16 protein-coding genes and 2 pseudogenes are annotated in these 20367 nt (G+C 48.7%); 16 read left to right on the top strand and 2 right to left on the bottom strand.

Features of this window, described 5'->3' with window-relative positions:
• Positions 1–319: 319 nt before the first annotated feature.
• Together tnpA and E0698_RS17825 are read left to right on the top strand one after the other, a co-directional pair.
• Positions 320–645 (top strand): annotated as a pseudogene (gene tnpA / locus E0698_RS17830) (IS200/IS605 family transposase).
• Complete coding sequence (locus tag E0698_RS17825) at positions 645–1730, top strand: RNA-guided endonuclease InsQ/TnpB family protein (protein WP_192512421.1); 1086 nt, start codon at positions 645–647, stop codon at positions 1728–1730. The pseudogene tnpA and the gene E0698_RS17825 overlap by 1 nt, the downstream one beginning before the upstream one ends.
• 45 nt (positions 1731–1775) lie before the next feature.
• Here E0698_RS17825 and E0698_RS17820 read toward each other — a convergent pair whose 3' ends face one another.
• Positions 1776–2633: a hypothetical protein gene (locus E0698_RS17820; RefSeq protein ID WP_192512420.1), complete on the bottom strand. Its 858-nt coding sequence runs from the start codon at positions 2631–2633 to the stop codon at positions 1776–1778.
• A gap of 339 nt (positions 2634–2972) precedes the next feature.
• Here E0698_RS17820 and E0698_RS17815 point away from each other — a divergent pair, with 339 nt between their 5' ends.
• The 5 genes from E0698_RS17815 (at position 2973) to E0698_RS17795 (ending at position 6541) form a co-directional block, all read left to right on the top strand.
• On the top strand, positions 2973–3167 hold the full coding sequence (locus E0698_RS17815; protein WP_014281351.1) for a hypothetical protein: 195 nt from the start codon (positions 2973–2975) through the stop codon (positions 3165–3167).
• A gap of 12 nt (positions 3168–3179) precedes the next feature.
• Positions 3180–3515, top strand: a complete 336-nt coding sequence (locus E0698_RS17810) for a YolD-like family protein (protein ID WP_025683611.1) — start codon at positions 3180–3182, stop codon at positions 3513–3515.
• A 119-nt stretch (positions 3516–3634) separates the two neighbouring features.
• On the top strand, positions 3635–3979 hold the full coding sequence (locus E0698_RS17805) for a cupin domain-containing protein (RefSeq protein WP_134909810.1): 345 nt from the start codon (positions 3635–3637) through the stop codon (positions 3977–3979).
• Positions 3980–4046: 67 nt separating this feature from the next.
• Entirely contained in the window at positions 4047–4625 is a 579-nt protein-coding gene (locus E0698_RS17800) for a TetR/AcrR family transcriptional regulator (RefSeq protein WP_192512419.1), read from the top strand.
• A gap of 59 nt (positions 4626–4684) precedes the next feature.
• Complete coding sequence (locus E0698_RS17795; protein WP_192512418.1) at positions 4685–6541, top strand: alpha/beta fold hydrolase; 1857 nt, start codon at positions 4685–4687, stop codon at positions 6539–6541.
• A 23-nt stretch (positions 6542–6564) separates the two neighbouring features.
• Here the strand turns inward: E0698_RS17795 and E0698_RS17790 are convergent, their stop codons facing one another.
• Positions 6565–7434 carry an aminoglycoside 6-adenylyltransferase gene (locus E0698_RS17790; RefSeq protein ID WP_192512417.1) on the bottom strand — a complete coding sequence of 290 codons (870 nt, stop codon included), beginning with the start codon at positions 7432–7434 and terminating at the stop codon, positions 6565–6567.
• Between the two features lie 232 nt (positions 7435–7666).
• Between E0698_RS17790 and folE2 the strand changes: the two genes are divergently transcribed.
• The 9 genes and pseudogenes from folE2 (at position 7667) to E0698_RS17745 (ending at position 20323) form a co-directional block, all read left to right on the top strand.
• A complete protein-coding gene (gene folE2 / locus E0698_RS17785) occupies positions 7667–8584 on the top strand; it encodes a GTP cyclohydrolase FolE2 (protein WP_192512416.1) in 918 nt (305 codons plus the stop codon).
• A 176-nt stretch (positions 8585–8760) separates the two neighbouring features.
• A pseudogene (locus tag E0698_RS17780) lies at positions 8761–9063 on the top strand (diaminobutyrate--2-oxoglutarate transaminase); the annotation flags it as partial.
• Between the two features lie 51 nt (positions 9064–9114).
• Positions 9115–10584: an MDR family MFS transporter gene (locus E0698_RS17775; RefSeq protein WP_192512415.1), complete on the top strand. Its 1470-nt coding sequence runs from the start codon at positions 9115–9117 to the stop codon at positions 10582–10584.
• 25 nt (positions 10585–10609) lie between these two features.
• Positions 10610–12571, top strand: a complete 1962-nt coding sequence (locus E0698_RS17770; protein ID WP_192512414.1) for an IucA/IucC family protein — start codon at positions 10610–10612, stop codon at positions 12569–12571.
• Positions 12562–14451 carry an IucA/IucC family protein gene (locus tag E0698_RS17765; protein ID WP_192512413.1) on the top strand — a complete coding sequence of 630 codons (1890 nt, stop codon included), beginning with the start codon at positions 12562–12564 and terminating at the stop codon, positions 14449–14451. Before E0698_RS17770 ends, E0698_RS17765 begins: the two co-directional genes overlap by 10 nt.
• Positions 14445–15206: an HpcH/HpaI aldolase family protein gene (locus E0698_RS17760; RefSeq protein WP_192512412.1), complete on the top strand. Its 762-nt coding sequence runs from the start codon at positions 14445–14447 to the stop codon at positions 15204–15206. The genes E0698_RS17765 and E0698_RS17760 overlap by 7 nt, the downstream gene beginning before the upstream one ends.
• Positions 15207–15230: 24 nt before the next feature.
• Positions 15231–16514 carry a type III PLP-dependent enzyme gene (locus tag E0698_RS17755; protein WP_192512411.1) on the top strand — a complete coding sequence of 428 codons (1284 nt, stop codon included), beginning with the start codon at positions 15231–15233 and terminating at the stop codon, positions 16512–16514.
• Positions 16515–16560: 46 nt separating this feature from the next.
• The gene (locus E0698_RS17750) at positions 16561–18600 is read left to right on the top strand and encodes an IucA/IucC family protein (protein ID WP_192512410.1); all 2040 of its coding nucleotides are present in this window, start codon (positions 16561–16563) and stop codon (positions 18598–18600) included.
• A 106-nt stretch (positions 18601–18706) separates the two neighbouring features.
• Positions 18707–20323, top strand: coding sequence for a helix-turn-helix domain-containing protein (locus tag E0698_RS17745; RefSeq protein WP_192512409.1), 1617 nt, complete (start codon positions 18707–18709; stop codon positions 20321–20323).
• Positions 20324–20367 lie beyond the last annotated feature (44 nt).

Here is a 20367-nt window from a genome sequence, read left to right as displayed (position 1 = left end):
ACGTTAAATGGCAAGCCCCTCATCACTTGGAGGCTTGTCACTCTTTTAATGTTAAGAACTGTCCAACTTCGAGGGGGGGTAAATATTGAACTAGTTGTGGACGTACTGTACTATAAAAGGCCTAATTTATTATTATTTAGGACGAGCGGACTTTCATCTGCACTATCTGTAACTCCAAAATCATTGTATCTATTTGAGTATCAAAACTTGGTTCTGGTAGACTATCTGTATGACAAAAGAAAATATAAAGCACGCTAGAACATGCGTTTACAACGTCAATTATCACATCGTTTGGTCGGTTAAGTAACGCCGATCTGTACTGTCAGCAGAAATTGAAGCCTACCTTAAAGAACTGTTCCAAGAAATTGCTCAAGAAAAAGAATTTGAAGTGGTCATGATGGAGGTTGGCGAAAAAGACCAAATTCATGTTTTTGCATCAGCACGCCCCCAAATAGCTCCTTCCTATATTGTAAAAATGTTGAAAGGAATTTCTGCAAGAAAACTATTTCTGAGGTTCCCTCAATTAAAAAAAGATTATGGGGTGGACACCTCTGGAACAGCAGCCTTTTCATTGAAACCATTGGTTCTATCTCCGAACAAGCCATAAAGAAATACATCGAAAATCAAAAGAAAGGAGACGGCTAATGCAGAGAACCTATAAATTCCGTCTATATCCAACCAAAGAGGAGCAAGGGTACATCCATTTCGCGCTGGAACGTTGCCGTCTCCTCTATAATCGTTTGCTCGCCGAACGAATCGCTGCTTACGAGCAAACGGGGCAGAGTCTTACCTATTACGAGCAAAAAGCAACGTTGCCAAAGAGAAAACGGTACATACCTGAACTCAAAAACATCCATTCTCAAGTCCTTCAAAATGTCGTTGAGCGGTTGGATAAGGCGTACCAAGCCTTTTTTCGCCGCGTCAAAAACGGCGAGAAAGCGGGCTTTCCGAGATTCAAGCCTGAAAGTCAGTACAACTCCTTTACCTACCCGCAGAGTGGGTTTTCCATAGAAGGAAAGCAACTTGTGCTTTCCAAGATCGGTGATGTACGCATTCGACTTCATCGGCAGCCGCAAGGAACGATCAAGACGTGTACCATCATGGTTAAGAATGGCAAATATTACGCCTGTTTTTCTTGTGAAGTCGAAAGCAAACACCTTCCAGCATCAGAAAAGCAGATTGGCATTGACCTTGGCGTGTCCCAACTTGCGGTAACATCAGATGGCGAGAGAATAGAGTCACCGAAATTTCTTCGTAAAAGCGAAGAAAAGCTGAAACGAAAGCAACGTGCGGTCTCGAAGAAAAAGCGTGGTTCAAACCGCCGGCGTAAAGCTGTACGCGACCTAGCCAGACTCCATGAGAAAGTAGCAAATCAACGTAAGAATTACGCTCATAAAGAATCGCGAAAGTTGATCAATAAATATGGACTGATCGCCTTCGAGGACTTGAATATACAAGGGATGGTCAAGAACCATCATCTTGCCAAAAGCATTGCAGATAGCGGATGGAATCAACTTATTCAATTCGTGACGTACAAGGCTGAAAGCGCCGGTCGTCAGGTTGTGCAAGTGAATCCATCGGGCACATCGCAGCGATGCTCCAACTGCGGAGAAATCGTCAAAAAATCACTTGCTGTTCGTGTCCATCAATGTCCTTGCGGATACGTTGCAGATCGGGATGAAAATGCAGCTATTAATATATTGAAACTAGCCTTGCAGAACGTATCTTAATCTAACGCAATCAGGCTAGGAACTAGCCTTCAAGGAGGGACGAGGTTACGAGTCCTGATGATTTGAGAAGCTCTCCAATTCTTTGGAGAGAGGTTCACATGAATATTCGTTTACTTCGAACGTCAAAATTTTATTGAATATTACATAGTCTTTGCGGCTGTTGAAAGGGCCCTTGTTATTGGTATGTCTATCAATGGCGAAGAAGGAAGCACCCCGTCCGGCATCTTTAGCGTCATACCACTGAATGAAAGAGGCTAGCTCCTTCTTGCTTATATCAAATTCTTTATCAAGCCCGTTATCCATAGTCACAACCAGAATTGCACGGTCACCACTCGGCTGTGAGGGTTCGGATGGTTCAGAGGGCTTTGAAGGTTCAGACGGTTCAGGAGTTGGCGCTACCTCGACAGGTTTAAAGGGAAGTAACGACCCATCAGTATCAATTGCATATATAAATAAATAGTTTGGTGTATTATTTACAAATTCAACAGAGTGCTCTCCTTGAGGCAAGTTTAATTTTTCGTACATGATTTTACGGGCTGCTACGTCACTTCCAGTCAAAGAAAAGTTATCAACCTTAACACCATCTATAATGACATCAATGCTGCTAGAACCAGACCACCAAGTGGTAGAAATTAATCTTAATTTAGTACCTTTAAAATTAAACTTTAGACTTGTTCCAGATTTTTGCCAGGGAGAAGTCCAGGTTATTGGGCCGGTATTATCACGAAACCAATTACCACCAAGATAGGTGATCTCGGGCGTATTCGCTTCATAACGAGACCATCCTTCTTCCGGTTTATTAAGGACATCCCCCGTAGCGGCAGCATATATGCTGTGGCTAGTACTAAAAAAGAGAACCATCATCCAAACCATCGTGAATAAAGTTAGCTTTACAAATTTCATAATCATTACACTCCTTTAAATTTTATTTTCTTACCAAGACTACAAAAAATGAAAAGTAATGTCTAAACATTAATGCCTATATTTATAAATAAATGTTTATAAAACCCATATATATTGGAGTTTGGAATATTCTACGTTCCAGGATATAGGCTTTAATGCTATGATGTTCTATTGCATATGGGCTGGAATTACGATTGGGAAGATCCATTTTTTGATGTCAAAGCGTGTTAAATAATCCCCTCAGAGCATCACATTCTCTCAGGGGATTATTTAACATTGATAATCAAACGCATGTTCGCATATAATACAAACAAACGTTCTGATAAGGAGTGAAGGAGCATGCTGGAAAAATACGTGGGACAGATCGTGGAAATCGTGTATATGGACCGAAAGGGCAAGCTGTCTCAGCGACGCATTGAGGTGCATCGTGTGCGGAACGGTTTGATACGAGCCACCTGTTTACAGACAGGCCAGCCACGCGTTTTTCGATTAGATCAGGTACTGGCATGGCATCCGGTAACCAGAACAGCATAGGAGGCGTTTACGATGGGGAAAAAGCTTGAAGGGAACGGCATATGGGAAAGCTCGCGCATGATCTTGCCTGAGCATCGGGATGCTTATTTGCGACTGATGAAGGAGCAGGGGAGACGCGGCAAGCCGACATTGGACGATCAGGAAATGCAGCAGATTGAGCAGGCGATCATCGTTTCCTATAACGAGCGGAAGCCCATTACGCTGCGGGTATTCAATCCATTTGATGACGAGGAGCTGTGCGGGTTTGTGACGGTGATTAACACGAGTCGGCGGGAAGTGAAGCTGTCCCGTGGGGAAGAGGATTTTAGCTGGATTAAGCTGGAGGAAATTATAGAGGCAGATATATAAAAAAATAGTCCGGTAAGTCGGACTTTTTTTTATGTTCGTTCTGTTGGATGAAAATAAGATTGTAGCCGTAGGAATACAGGCTTAAAATGAATCAGTAATCGCAAAAGGAGGGGTTCAGTTTGAAAATAAGTAAAAACAATGCCGAACATTACATATGGGGAGATCAATGTGATGGTTGGCGTTTGGTGAAAAATAAAGATTTGAGTATTATTCATGAGCGTATGCCCGGGAATACACACGAGGTCAGACATTATCACCATCATGCACGCCAATTCTTCTTTATTTTATCAGGTACAGCCATACTTGAAGTGGATGGTGAACGAATCGAATTAGGATCTCAGGAAGGCTGTGAGATTCCTTCTTTGGTCCCTCATCAAATGTTTAACGAAACAAATGAGGATGTTGAGTTTTTGGTGATCTCTCAGCCTGCGAGCAGTGGTGATCGGGTCCTGACTGAAAAATAATATTTCGGCAGACCTAATCAAGCGAAGTTTGACAAGCATTCATTAGTACCGTATAGTGCTAAATATGATGAAGAAAAATAAAACGACGAATCGGGATGTTGTTCTGCACACTGCCACTTCATTGTTCCTGACCCGAGGCTATCATACGACAAGTATGGATGAAATCGTGGCTGTAAGCAACGTATCCAAAACGAACATTTACTACTATTTTAAAAGTAAGGAAGAGTTGCTTTCAGCCATTCTGGATCAACTGATTCAAACGTATAACGAGATGATTTATGAGGTTGCTTCGCGTAAGGATCAGTCTGTTCAGGAACGTTTTGAAATCCTTCTTCAACTGCTGACACAACAAGAGACAGATTGTTTGGGCGGCTGTCCATTTATTACTCTTTATACGCAGATGCCCAAGGATAACCCCTTGTTTCGGGATAAAGTCAGCCAATTTTTCCAAAGCCAAATCACCACCGTGGAGATGTTGCTGAACGAGGGAATGAAGAAATCAGAGATTCAGACTGAACTTCCTGCCAGGTCGACTGCCCAATTCATTGTCTCGGCCATTGAGGGGGCACTTTTTCTGCAACATGCAAACCAGGACCCGAGCATACTAGAAAATTTAAAATTTACTTTAGCGTTTCTGCTAAAGTGATTTTTTTTAATCATCATTAGCACTGATTGGTACTAAAATATAGAAGGCAGGTTATTTTCATGGCACATATTTTCATCACGGGTGGTACAGGCTTTATCGGCATGCATGCGCTACGGCAGCTTTCCCGGGAGGAGCACACCGTTACCGTTCTTGTTCGTTCACAGCAGAAATGGGAACGAATGTGCAGGCAAATGGGTTTGGAGACAGCCTGGCATACCGGGAAATTAACGCCGGTTATTGGTGATTTAAGCATACCTGCTCTGGGACTGAATCCTTCTGACAGAAAGCGGGTTGAGACCGCAGATGTGGTGATTCACGCAGGAGGTCCGATGGATATTTTGCTGGGAGAGGAGGAAGCGAGAGCGGCTTTTCTACAAGCGGCAGAAAAAATGCTAACTTTGGCTACGCATATTCATGCGAGCAAGGGGCTACGACATTTTATCCATTTGGTTGGGTTCAAAAGCCCTTTTAATGATCATAACTGGAATGCCCCGGAGCCTGTCATCGCTCAATTGGAACAAGCACCTTCATACGAGCGTATGAAGTTTCTGGCTGATTTGCATATTCGGCAGGGGGCGCACAGGGAAGGGTTTCCGCTTTCGGTTATCCATTTGAGCGTTGTCATTGGTGACTCTGAGCATGGGGATACGCCTCAAACCGGTGGACTCGGCATTCTCGTGGCTTCTACAGCACGCAAGCTCATGGGTCTCGTTCCCGGGGGGAAGTCTCATTGGCTTCCACTGGTTCACGTAGATCATGCGGCCGAATTTATCAGCGCTCTTGCGAAGGAACCGCGCCCTGCCAATGAAACATACTACTTGATGGATGAAAGGCAACAGAGCCCGACGATGATAGAGCTGGGAACGAATATGGCGAAGGAGCTTCGGGTCCGTAAACCGTTAGGTTCGATTTCACCCGCTTGGCTATCCAAGATACTGGGTACTCCACTTGGTCGAAAGTTGGGTATCCCGAAGGAATCACTCGATTTTATCGTGGCCGTGGACTACCCATTAGATGCAACGCGGCGGATTCACCATAAATCCGGGCTGTCACATGCGGTGAATTCCAGCACTTTCCCATTTGTTATTACCGATCTTGATTTTAGAATTATTCATTCCCATGCGGAAACAGATGGATATGTCCGCAGCAGGCGCGGGCCTTTAGCTACACTGGAGCGAAAGGTGGAAAAGGCGAGAAATGAAAATCCAACGATAGTGTTTGTTCACGGTACTTTAAGCGGGGCAGATTGCTTGATACCGCTGGCTGAACATTTTCCTGAATCCTCGGTTTGCCTGGTGGATCTTCCCGGCTTTGGACGCTCTCCATACCATCATAAGGAGGATGTACTGGAAGGCCATATTGAATCGTTAGTACAGGCCATTCAGGCTTTTGAAACGCCGATCCGCCTTGTAGGTCATTCTTTCGGCGGACTACTGGCTGCTAAAGTATGGGAACGCGTACCTGAGCGCATCAGCAGCTTGCATCTGTTGCAGCCTGCATTGCATACCGCTCCGCCTAGGTACAGGAGTGCACGAATTACGGAGAGTGTGCTGGGCAGGCTCAGCGAGCCAGGCTTACAAAAGCAATTGCTTTCGCAGACATGTTTTGAGAGCTTGGGAGATATCCCGCCAACATACGTTACGTATGTTCTTGAAGAAATGCGTTCCCCGCGCGTAAGAAAGACGACTGCGGAAACGCTGGCCATGTTAACGAGGTCAAATAGCTTCCAATTCGCTCCCCAAATATACGAAGCACGGTCCAAGGAGAAAGTTTCGATTCTGTGGGGGGTGAAGGATCAGATATATAAGCTGCCTGAGCCATTCCGTTCCTTGCACACGCTAGATATTCCCGCAGCCCATCATTTTCCGATCTCGCAACCGGAACGAACAGCGCAATTGCTAAAGCAACACATATAAATTATGTCTGACTGGTCTTTTCATTAAAAGATATCCTTCGTATCTGCTGGCAGAGCTTGTACGTGATGGAGATAGTGTGTAACACGTTGATCGTCCTGAGCCGGGTATTCATAACTATAATGATTCGCCACCTCCAGGGCTACTTCTCTGAATAAGTCACCCATTCTAAAAAGAGTCTGCCACATATGTCCATAATCTGCATCCGCAAACGTTTGGACGTAGACAGCCCAATGTTCAGGCTCAAGGTGCTGCTCGAAATATTTTCCCTGCTTCCCCGGATCTGCCGCGGAGTCTGTCCGTATACCAATATGCCATTCCAGCATCAAGTGAAGCATATCTCTTACAGGCCGATCCAACATAAATTTGGCATAAGGAAGCTCCCGTCGCCATAATCCTTTAGCCACATAGGTACTGACCCACCAGAACTCGTTACAGGAGTTTGCAAAGGTTTGGGCAGTTGGAGGTACTGTTATATAATCTTGAAGGCTTGGCGGTGGAAAAGGCTCTACAAGTCCGTCTTTATCCAGCAGCAGCACACTTAAGCTGTCTCGCTCCAAATTGGCGATATTATCCGCAGGATAGAGTGTAAGATCAATACGGTTGCCGTCCGTGAATAACATGAGGAAAGCAAAGCGATCACGGTAAGTCGGAACGGGTTCCATGTGTTCATCGGGCGTTTGCATGATAATCAATTCTCCAAAACTGTTGATCCAGCGACGATCCTGAACAAAGCTGTCTACGGAGGATGCGAGAAAGACGATGTCATAATCCTGAAATATATCCCGTGGAGCATGTGGATTGGCACGTGAACCATTCATAATCACGGCACGTACCCGTTCGTTCTCTTGGGCAAATTCGAGAATGGTATGAAGCATTTCATGTTCACTTCTCAAGGAAACAACCTCCTGCAGGTTCGTTTTTTATCTCGAAAAAAAGTTCTACCCTCACATTAGCTCATGAATGAACGCTATTCAACTGTGTTGCCGTGAGGGAAGCGAGGTTTACCTTGCGGTATTTTTGTAGTAATATAAATTAATCGTAATTATTACTATTAAAAAGTTTTGCAAAAATCGCTGGAGCAGCATCCTGTCACCTTGGAAAATCATAATTGAAGGAGTCATTAACGTGAGAGAAGATAGAGTAACCCCGGAACTGCCTTCCAAGGCAGAGCGCCATCGGCTGTTCGGCTCGGTGGACCCTATCCCGGGAGATAAACCCACCACGAAGGAACACATGTCCGATTTGCAAAATGAGAAACGCAACTATTTGTTCGACATCGAACAGGTGGGCATTGCCAGAGTAAAGCATCCCATTACCGTGGAGGCGGGGTTGAGCCCTTCGTCACAGGTAAGCATCGGAACCTTTAAGCTGACAACCTCGCTTTATCGTGAGACTAAAGGGATCAATATGAGCCGTCTGACAGAGCATTTGGAGGAATATCGGCAGCAGGGCGGAACGACGGATTTGGCACAGCTGGCCCGTTTTACGGAAGGTCTGGCTGTGCGGATGAATCAGGAACGGGCCGAGTTGGAGCTGTCGTTCCCCTGGTTCTACGAACGGCGCTCCCCTGTACTGGAAAAGACGGGACTGAACCATGCCGAGACGCTGATCCGAATCAGCTATGAGGCAGGACGGGGGAGTCGTACCGTGGTTGGCTTAACGGTGGCAGTAACCACCTTGTGTCCGTGCTCCAAGGAAATCAGCGAGTATAGTGCCCACAATCAGCGGGGCGTGGTAACTATGGAGGCGCATATAGATGAGCCGGACAAGCTGGAGCAGGATTGGAAGGTCATGCTGCTGGATGCAGCGGAATCCAATGCCAGCGCTCCGCTGCATCCGGTGCTCAAGCGCCCGGACGAGAAGGCAGTAACTGAAAAAGCGTACGAAAATCCGCGTTTTGTCGAAGATATGGTGCGGCTGATTGCTGCCGATCTGGTTGAGCTAGAGGCCGTTCGTGCCTTCACGGTGGAGTGCCGAAATGAAGAATCCATCCATTTGCATGATGCTATAGCGAAAATTTCATACACAAAACCGCACTCCTGATTCTGTCAGGAAGAAATGCAAAAGAACCACAGTGAAAATGGTCGAAATGGCGATTTTTATTGTGGTTTTTTATTCTATTTTAGGAATTAAAAACAGTTTTTGTCCAAAACCCGGTCTTAAATGTCCATGGAATCAGGATATTTATTCCATATAATAAGGAGGTGAATTAATTGAAAATGATTATCAATATCAAAGGAGCGATCGAGTTGCCAAAAGCTGCTACTGCTATCTCGCAAAACACCCGTTATCTGGAGAGCCAGGCTGCACGGGAATCCAATGCCAGATCCTACCCCCGCCGTATCCCTATTGCCATCGCCGAAGCCCATGTCAAGGATATGGATGGAAGAATCTATTACGACTGCCTGGCCGGGGCCGGAACTTTAGCGCTCGGTCATAATCATCCGGTGGTGATTGAAGCGATCAGGGAGCTGCTGGATCACAAACGTCCTCTGCATATGCTCGATTTGACTACTCCGGTGCATGTGGCCTATGCCGGGTTGCAGCACGGTCATGGTTAAGCAGGCCGAGGGATGAACATACGTGCTGTGCCCGAGCGGTGGAAGGTCGTCATCACGGTGATGCTCGGCACCTTTACGGTTTTGCTGAATAACAGTTCGCTCAACCCGGCGATTCCGTCCTTCATTAAAGTATTTCATACGAACGCTGCTACAGCGAGCTGGCTCATCACTATTTTTCTAATCACGATGGGTATGACGATGCCTTTAACCGGATATCTGGCAGATCGTTTTGGGAAAAAGAAAGTATATCTGAGCGGACTTGCGCTCTTTGTCACAGGTTCCTTGCTCGGCTCGTTATCGTGGGGGCTTACCGCTGTCATCCTCTGTCGGGGACTGCAAGGGATGACAGGCGGGCTGATGATTCCGTTGTCACTGGCGCTGATTTTTGAAGCCTTTCCCAAGGAGGAACGCGGTAAGGTTACGGGAATCTGGGGGATTGCGATTATGGCGGCTCCAATGCTCGGACCTACGGTGGGAGGAATCGTGCTATCTCTAAGCAGCTGGCAGGTGCTTTTCCTCATAAATGTGCCAACCGGACTGCTGGGATTGCTACTGGGGATGCGTTATTTAACAGCTGCACGTAGCAATCCGTCGCGCACCTTTGACAGCAGCGGTTTTATAACGGTTACGTTGGGTGTGGGGTTCATTCTGTTTGCGCTGGGCAGAACAACGACAACTGCGGATCTGATTGCCCCGCTGCATATTCTGCTGTTCCTTGCAGGCGCGGCTTTACTGGTTCTGTTTGTGCGAATGGAGCTGGTGAAGGAACAGCCATTGCTGAATGTGCACATTTTCAAAATACGAACCTACAGCTTGAGCGTCATCGTGGCGAGTGTACAAGCGATTGCGATGTTCGGCAGCATTTTTCTGGTTCCGATGCTGGTTCAACATGTGTATGGCTATGACGCCATGATGACAGGACTTGTGTTTTTGCCCTCCGCTATATGTACAGGGTGGTTCGTCACGATAGCGGGCAAGCAATTAGATCGCAAAGGACCAAAAGGAATGATCAGCACGGGACTTATCATCACATGTGCCGCTACGGCGATGCTCGGTATGCTCCAGATGAATTCACCGCTGTGGATGATCTTCGCCCTCATGATGCTACGGGGAATTGGGCTGGGTCTGTCGAATATGCCTGCCACAACGGCCGGGTTGAATGCAATCCCCGATGAGCTGGTAGCCCAAGGCTCGGCAATGAATAATGTGATGCGCAGACTGACCTCTTCGCTTGGAATGGTTGTGATTTCGATTTATTTTGAAGTTCGCAAGACTCAGCTTCTGGTGGCGGGCTATTCGGTGGAAACGGGAACGCTGCAAGCGATCAGGGAAGGGTTTATCGGGATGAGTATATTGATTTTACTCACCATTCCCGCCGCTTTTTTCCTGAAGACGCCTGACTTCCTTCGTAAAAAAGGAGCGCGTCGTACATCCAGTGATACCCCGCAAGCGAAAGCACCTGCGGCTACACCCAAGGTTTGAACAGGAAGGGAGAGAAAGAATATACATGCTGACACAATCAACGGAGATTTCCACTATCGCTGGAGAGCTGTCCAAAAGCAGGATCTGGGCGGAGCAAGCGACACTACGGGTCCTGGTCAACAGCTATCTGCGGGAAACACGACAATTTGACCCAAGGATCAAAGGGGAAGCACCGAAAATAAAGGTGATTTTACCCCGGATCGGGTTGCAACTGGCGGGAACTCTGCACCATTTCTCTGCAACGGGGCAACATGTGTATGGGAGTGCTTGGTACGAGGTGGAAGAAGGAGGGACGTACAGGCCCCTGGAGATGGATGGAGTTATACAAAGGCTGCTGGACGAGATGAGCTATCACGCCAAGCCCGAGCAAAGGGAAGCGGAGCAGCAAAAGATGAAGCAGCGTATTCGTAACAGCATGCACAAAATGACGCTCTTTATGGATCACCATACGAAGACCACAGGCGAGAGCAAGTCAAAGTCTTTCTCAAGTACAGAAGCCCATCTGACGTATGTACGCTCAGAGCAGTCTTTGCTGATCGGACACCCTTTTCATCCTTTTCCGAAAAGCACGGAGGGATTTGCTGATTATGAGCTTCCGTTATACAGTCCCGAGATGGGTGCGGCGTTTCCGCTGTATTATTTCGCGGTTCATGAGGATAACGTGCAGGAGGAATGGATTGGTGAAGAGCATCACAGGGATGCCATTGACCCGTCTGTGCGGCTCCATGCTCGCCGTCAGTGGGGAGAGGAGTTGGCGCGATATCGCATTTTGCCCATGCATCCATGGCAGGCCGAACAGGTGTTGCGGCAATCCTGCATTCAAAGTTTGATACGTCAGCGGGTGTTGATTCCTTTGGGCGCGCTAGGCCCTGTCGTTTATCCGACTTCTTCGATACGAACAGTATGGGATTTGAAAACCGGAAACGGCTATAAGCTGCCGCTGCATGTGCGGATTACCAATCTGGTACGTGACAATACACAGGAGCAGGCTCGGCGTACTTTGGATGCTGCGAAGGTCATTCATGAGCTTTCAGCCGACTGGTCGTCCCATATCCAATCCGAGTCCTTCAAGGTGCTGACAGAAACGGGATACAGCCGCGTATGCTTCCAGCCGAATGAGGTAGCGAAGCGAACGGAGAATCCAGAGTCTGCTAAGGATGCAGAGCTTTCACAGGTCACCACGATTGATGCAAAGTATGACGCAGGACATGAGCATAGCGCGGCGGCAACAGAACGAGGAACAACGACGGTTCAAGAGCTGGAGCAATTGTCTGACCAGTTTACGGTTCTTTATCGACCGATGGACCTGAACCCTGAATCCACCTATGTAGTGGCTTCCTTGCTGGAGTCGTTGCCGGGTGAACAGGAGCCGCGGCTTATCGGGGTGATTCGGGACAATTACCTGAGTAAAAACGGAGAACGGCCTGACCTGTTAGCTTGGCTGGAGCGGTATCTTCACGTATCCATGGTGCCTATGCTGCGTTTGCTTGCGGTGAAAGGTATCGCCTTCGAAGCCCATGTACAAAATTCGCTTCTGTCCCTACAGGACGGATGGCCGGAATGCTACTATGTGCGGGATTTGGAGGGCGTAAGTATTGTGCGTGAACAGGCCGACGCAGCCGGATGGGTCGGTTCACTGATTGCTGAGGACAGTCCCGTATTGTACGGTGCAGAAGAGCCGTGGATGCGTACCCGTTATTATTTCTTTGTTAATCATTTGGGGGCATTGATTCATGCCCTTGCGGTTCATGATCAGCATAGTGAGCAGGAGTATTGGAGGGTGGTACGCAAGGTATTGGAGCAATTACAGGAACAAGCTACAAGCTCTTGCCCCCGTCTAGCCGCCTATATCCAAGATTTATTGACCGCACCTACACTGCCTGCCAAAGCCAATTTTACAAGCTGCTTTCAATCCAGGGGGGATACGCCTTCGTTTATCCTGATCCCTAATCCAATTCATTTTCGTGAGGTGACTTCATGTCTGTAACTAACATTTCGGATCATAACTTTTCCACAAGCAATCTTTCTACAGCTCCCGCCAGCCATGCTTCGACCACTCAGCGCTTCATTCAGGCGCTCCGCTCGGATACCTTTATGCAGGTCGAGCAGCGTATTATCCGTCAACTGATTCAGGCATTGCTATATGAAGAAATTTTGCCTTATGACACGCATAACGATTCCGTGGATAACGGCGATCAACATTTTATATTGTCCGGCAAGGACATTACAGGTCGCCCTGTCCAATACCGTTCTGTCGGAAAACGGATGAACAGCTTTGGGCGCATTCGGCTGGTTCCTGTTCCAATCATACGAGTGGGGACAGACGGAAGCGAAACGTCGGCCACGCTGGCGGATTTTGCAAATGAAGTCCTCAGCACCGCACAGCAGGGTGAACGACTTCAGCGCTTCATCGAGGAATTGGAGCAAACTCTACTCAAGGATGTACAGGCGCAAAGCTCTTTCAACGCGCCATTTCTGGCGGATGACCAGCGTCGATATGATGAGCTGGAGGGCAATTTGGGGGACGGGCATCCCTACCATCCATGCTATAAATCCAGAATCGGCTTTACGCTGGCAGATAATGAGCTGTATGGTCCCGAGTTCAAGCAGCCGCTCCGTCCTGTTTGGCTGGCCATCGCCAAAAGCCATAGCCGGGCAGGGCAGTCGCAGGCGATTGAGTATGAAGCATTTATTCGCCAAGAGTTGGGAGAAAGCGAAGTTGCACGCTTCCAAGCCTTGTTAACCAGCTACGGTCAGCAACCGGAAGCCTATCGGCTCATGCCTGTCCACCCGTGGCAATGGCAGCAGGTCATTTTACCCCGGTTTCATCAAGAGCTGGCAAATCAGCGGATCGTGTGGCTCGGTGAAGCGAGTGATGTGTATCAGGCGCAGCAGTCGATCCGCACATTGTCCAACCGGACGACACCGGAGCGCGCGTATGTGAAGCTGTCGCTGAGCATTACGAACACCTCGACCAGTCGGATCATGGCTGGACATACGGTGCTGAACGGAGCGCTTATCACGGACTGGCTGTATGGGTTGCTGGAACACGATGAATATGCTGCTCAGCAGGGATTCTTTGTTTTGCGTGAGGTTTTGGGTATCACGTATGACTATGAGCAGCTGCCCGAATACCGTCAGGCGAAAACCTACGGCTCACTGGGGACGGTTTGGCGGGAAAGCATTCACGGGTATTTGCAGCCGGATGAGGATGCGATTCCTTTTAACGGACTATGTTATGTGCAAAAAAACGGGGTACCGCTTATTGATCCGTGGGTACAGCAATTCGGCGTAGAGGAATGGACACGGCGTGTGCTGGAGGCCACGATATCGCCGATTATTCATATGCTGTTTGCGCATGGAATTGGCATGGAATCCCACGGTCAGAATATCATTTTGATCCACCGGAACGGGCAACCGACACGGGTGGCGCTTAAGGATTTTCATGATGGTGTCCGGTTTTCCGTGAAGCATCTGACAGAGCCGGAGAAATGCCCCGATCTTCATCCTGAGCCGCCAAGTCATGCCCGGATTAACCGCAATTCGTTTATTAAAACGAGCAATCCGGACGATGTGCGCGATTTTTCCTACGATGCTTTTTTCTTTATTGCAGCCGCCGAGCTGGCGATGTTCCTGGCGGAGCATTATCAGTTGGACGAGCAGCGCTTTTGGGAAATGTCCGCACAGGTTATTCATGATTATCAGCGCCAGCATCCTCAGCATGAGGAACGATTCCGTCTGTTTGATTTGTTTGCCCCGACCGTACAGATTGAAGAATTGATGAAAAGACGTCTGCTTGGGGATGAGGACCTTCATTTCAAGCCGGGAATGAACCCGCTGTATGTGCACCGGGAGCCGACATGTTGACTGTAAATCGGCTTCAGGAGAAGCTGCGGACAGGACAGGAGGTCGTTGGCCTCATCGCTTCCATTCCGGCGGCGCTTACGGTCGAAATGATCGGACATGCCGGATATGATTTTGTGATCATTGATATGGAGCATGTCATGGTCAATCCCGAGACGGTGGAGCATATGATCCGTGCTGCGGAAGCCGCACAAATCACGCCCTTGGTGCGTGTGCCCGAGGTCGATGCCAAGGAAATATTGCGTGTGCTGGATAGCGGAGCACAGGGAATTGTCGTTCCGCATGTGGAGAGCAGGGAGCAGATGGAGATGCTGGTTCAGGCTGCTAAATACAGCCCGGAGGGCAAGCGAAGCCTGAACAGCGGCAGACCTGCCGCATTTGGCAAAGGAAATCTGGTGGACTACATGAATCAGGCCAATGAACAGATTATGCTGGTGCCCATGATTGAGAGCGGATTGGGTGTGGAACGCATCGCGGATATTTTGTCTGTACCGGGCATTGGAATGGTGCTGGAAGGAGCAGCGGATTTGTCCCAATCGTACGGGGTGCCGTGGCAGACCGATGCAACGATTGTACAGGAGGGGCTACAGCGGGTCTTTGAAGCTTCACGGGAAGCAGGTATTCCGTATTGCGCCATTCCGCGCAGGGACGGGGAATACAGCGCATGGGTAGAAAAAGAGGTTCATGCCTTCGTACTGGGTGATGAGCGGGGCATTGCTTTTCGCGCCTTGCAAAAAAGAAGGTCTGACCTACGCTAGCTCTTAACATAAAGGAGGAAGAACATGAGTCAGCAGCTTGTTTCAGCATTATCTGGAGGGCGGATCGTTCCGTATGTGGAAAAACTTATCCAGCAAACACGGGAGCGAGAGCAGCAGCCGGTATGTGCATATATATATGACCTGGGCGCACTGAGAGAACGAGCACAACGTTGTGTGAGCAGCTTACCCGACGATTGCAGTTTGTTTTACGCGGTCAAAGCCAATCCCGATCCTCAATTGATCGCCAGCCTGCTTCCCGTCGTAAAGGGCTTCGAAGCTGCATCTATTGGAGAAATTCGGACTATTCGTGAAGTGTCAGCCGACGTGCCGATTATTTTTGGAGGTCCAGGGAAAAAGGACGCTGAAATTGAGGAAGCGTTAGAGCGGAAGGTGATGCTGATTCATGCCGAAAGTCTGCATGAATTGCAGCGTATCGGCTGGATCGCGGAACGCAGACAACAGCGTGTATCTATTTTGCTGCGTATTAATTTGCGGCGTACCTTGCCGGAGGCGAGCATCACGATGTCCGGTCGGCCCACTCAGTTTGGTATCGACGAAATTCAGGTGCCAGAAGCGATCCGACTGGCCCAAAGTCTGTCGTATGTACAGTTGGAGGGCTTCCATATGCACTCTCTGTCCAATAATCTGGATGCCCGGCTGCATGCCCGAATGGTCGCTACGTATTTGCAGTGTGTGCAGGGCTGGATTCAGGAGCATGAGCTATCCATCCGCTATCTGAACGCGGGCGGCGGCTTTGGTATTTCGTATACCGATCTGGCGCGCAGGTTCGAATGGGATGATTTTATGGAGGAATTGCATCAAGTGTGGGAGGAATACCGCATGCCCGGCATCCAGCTCATTTTTGAGTCCGGGCGCTATATGGTGGCGCACTGCGGGTATTATGCGGCAGAAGTGATCGACCTCAAAACAAATCATGACCAGCATTACGCCATTATTCGCGGGGGAACGCATCATTTTCGATTGCCAGTGTCATGGCAGCACAACCAGCCTTTTGATGTGATTGCTGTTGACGATTGGCAGTATCCTTTTCCGCGAACAGAGCGGCGACAAACAGCGGTGACCATCGCGGGTGAGCTTTGTACGCCCAAGGATGTGCTGGCGCATGAAGTGTATGTAGAGCATTTGCGGATTGGGGATGTTCTGCTGTTCCACATTGCGGGAGCCTATGGCTGGACGATTTCCCATCATGACTTTCTAAGCCATCCCCATCCGCATTTTTACTATATGGATCGTGCAACGGGCGCGGAGGATATAGAGGCTACAGAGACAACAGGGAAATATATCTAACATAAATCTAACATAAAATACTAACATGAAGGAGGAAATAATCCATATGAAATCCACATCAAGCACGACCCCGGTACTTTCATCCACAGAGACAACACTTTTACAGAGGAAAAAGCAGGCTGAAAACCATGTCATGCAGGATCTCATCAATACATTGCTGGCGGAAGGGTTTTGGGAGCATGCCGATGTTGAACTGCTGTCTATTCCGCAATGGCAAAGCTACTATACTGCTGTCCATCCCGAATTAGGCGAGCTATTTGCTTTTGCCGATCCTGAAGCTATTGCGAATCCAAAGGGAGAAGCACCTCCCAACGGTCGTTCGGTCAGCCTTTACCGCTGGTGGGTGGATCGGGAGCAGGAGCACAGTCTCGTTTTTCCTGTACAAGCTGCGGTGGTTCAACCCTATCGTTATCTGCGAGCAGGTGGCGTGTATGAAATTCAGCAGCGGCCAGAGGGTGGTGGATTCGGTGCAGAATTGCTTCACCCCGTGACGCTGATGCAGCGTGTGATTGAGAGATGCCTGGATGAAGAATACCGCCAACAGGAGGGAGTGGGAAGGTTTGTCCAGCTACTGGAGCAAACGATTGAACAGACCACATGGTCGCTGGATAGCGGACTGACGGATGAAAATATACTGGAGAAATCGCCCTCGGAGGCTTTTCAACAACTGGAACGATATTCTTCGCTGCGTGATCGTCCGTTTCACCCCGCATCCAAGGCCAAAACAGGCTTGAACGAGGAGGACTATCGCCAATATATCGCTGAATTTGGGCAAGACATTACACTGAGCTGGGTGGCGCTCCGAAAGGATGCGGTGATGACCGGAGTGGGAATCGCACAAGGGCCTCATTTTACGGAAACAGAAACAGTAGCAGCGACAGTCGAATCGGACACACAGCGCCCATACGATGGACAGCAGCCGGACGACCTTCTCCTGTCCATTTCCGAGCGTGAGCTAGTAGAGCAGGAGATGCAGGAACGCGGATTAGCAGCGGATTATATTGCAATCCCCGTTCACCCGTGGCAGCTCACGTATATGCTACCCCGGCATTTGCATGCCGAGCTGGCGGGCAAAGTATGGATTCCACTGGAAGTGAAGGCTGGAGCTTTTCAGGCAACCTCATCTGTACGCTCTTTGTCTCCCAAGGAGGGCGGTCCGAATTATGTGAAGCTCCCGTTGGGCGTATTTTCGCTGGGGGCATCCCGCTATCTTCCTGCGGTGAAGCTGATTAACGGGGATCGCGGACAAGCCATGTTGCAGCAAGCCAAGACACGTGACCCGCAGCTTCAGGAACGCTTGTTTTTATGCGATGAAGGCTCCTGGTGGGCCTATATGCTCGAAAATGGCAGCCTGTATGATGATCCACCCCGGCACCTGGCTGCGATGGCGCGTATTTATCCGCATGAATTGATCCATGATCCGGCCGTTCGCCTTATCCCCATGTCTGCGTTGGCCGCAAGCCAGCATCATTTTTTCCGGGAATGGGCCGCTGAGCGTGGACTTCCGGACACGGCAGAATCGGTAAAGCAACTGTTCGGTGAAGTGTGCTCGACATTTTTTGAAATCATGCTGCGCTTGTATCGGATCGGGCTCATGCCTGAAATCCATGGGCAAAACTGTGTGCTGGTTTGGAAAAATGGCAAGATCGAGCACATTTTGCTGCGTGACCATGACTCGGTACGTCTGCATCTGCCCTGGCTGACAGAGCAGGGGATTGCCGATCCTGAATACCAAATCCGGCCCGGCTATTCCAACAGCCTATATAATGAAACACCGAAGAAATTGTTGTTCTATCTGCAAACCCTTGGTATTCAAGTCAATCTGTACGCCATTATAGATACTCTTTCTGGTGTTTATAACATAGACGAGCCATCCCTGTGGTCTGTACTAAGGCATCAATTGAAAGAAGCAATTCAGCACGTGCCTTTCAAGGCTGCCGTTCGTCAGGAAATCGAGCATATTTTATTTGAAAAGTCGGACTGGCCGCTCAAGCTGCTGGTTAAACCTTTACTGGAGCAGTCCGGTGTACCCGGCAGCATGCCATCTGGTCAAAGCCGTATACAGAACCCGTTTCATCATTTATAAGCTTGAGCGCAATTCCATTTTGCAAAATCTGACCCAGTCTATATATAATGAAAAGAGTTCTCATAGAATCGAGAATAATTATCGATATATAGAAAGGCTGGGAGCCATGAATACGCAGGATCAATCCTTTATTTCATTTCTTTTTAAACTGCAAGATATTCAGCATGTGTGCTCTGGTCGCTCTTCCTCCCGGCAAGAAACGTCTTTTCATACCTTGTTATTATTCAATGAAGGCGAAGGGGATATAGCGATTGATGGAATGACGTATCCTCTTTACCGTCAAAAGGGCTTTATGCTCGCTCCCGGCGCAGTCTTGAAGCTCCATATGCTGTCCGGCGCTCCGGCGGATTATTATATTATTCGTTTTCTTGCATTACAGCCGTCCGGGGAGCCGGACCGTTACATACCCGCACCAGCGCTTGGACCACATGAATGGATCATTTCCCACTTTCGCTTTGTGATGGATATGGTCGAAGAGATCAAGAGGAAGCATCATTGTAATAGCGTGTGGGACCAAATGAAGGCCAATATTGTATTTCAGGAAATGCTGATGTCCTTGTTTCAGCATACCAGCCGTGATCAGAAGCCCGATGTGCAGCAGGCGGTGACTCTGACCCTCCATAATATGGAACAGCACTATGCTTCGGATATTACGCGGGATAAGCTGGCAGAGCTGGCAGGAATGAGCCCTGATTATTATTCGCGTATGTTCAAAAAATTGATCGGCAAAAGCCCGATGGAATATTTGACGGACATTCGTATCAATCATGCGAAGCAGGCATTGGTGCTCACTCGTGATTCCTTTCGTTCTATTGCTCACGGTGCCGGATTTAGCGATGAGTTCTATTTTAGCCGCAAGTTTAAAGCCGCGACCGGACGCTCCCCCTCAGCTTATGTGAATACAATCCGGTATTCCGATAAAATCGCTTCGCTCAAGCATCTGTTAACCGGACATTTGGTTGCATTGGGTATTGAGCCGTATGCGGCGGTCATCAACAAGGCTTATCCTGTCACCGAAGGCTTCCGCAATACCATTTCGGTGGGTGAGGTACAGCCCGATCTGGAGAGGCTGATGTCAGCCCGACCGGATCTGATTTTAACCTGTGAGTTCAGGGATTTTGAGAAGTCGAAAAAAGAAAAAATGTACGAGCAGATTGCGCCCACCGTCACCGTACCCTTTTTCCAAAACTGGCGTACTCATTTTCAGTCGATTGCCCGGATCGTCGGCAAGGATACGGAAGCGGTGGAATGGCTGGAGCGATATGAAACGAAAGCAGAAACGATTTCCCGAAAGGTCAGGCAAAAGCTCGGCGGGGAGACGGTGCTAATCGTGGGAGTGGGGAACCAGAAAATGTGTGTGTACGGACAGCGGAATGTGGGAACAGTGCTGTACGGGGATTTAAAGCTGGCTATGCCTGCGGGAGTGGAGGCCATTGCCCATTACCGTGAGGTGACGGTGGACGATCTGGCTGAATATGATGCGGATCGCATCATACTGACATGTTTCCGCCATTATGGAAATGCCTGTGAAGAACAAACGATTCAGCAAGAATGTATGGCACTGTGGCGCTCTCCTGAATGGCAGAAACTGAAGGCGGTGCAAAGCGGAGCAGTACATCATATGTGCGATAGCCGACATCTGTATACATGCTATACTTCATTGTCTCACGACCTGTTATTGGACAAAACAGTCACGTTGTTATTGTCTGATTCGTCCAAATAAAGGACGCTAACGTCCATGTTCATCATGGCCCCCCTCCCTATAAT

The sequence above is a fragment of the Paenibacillus sp. 23TSA30-6 genome (genome assembly GCF_014858585.1).
In the GTDB taxonomy this organism is placed as follows: Bacteria; Bacillota; Bacilli; order Paenibacillales; family Paenibacillaceae; genus Paenibacillus.
The sequence above is the reverse complement of the archived record's forward strand: the minus strand, read 5'-3'. Positions and strand labels throughout refer to the sequence as shown.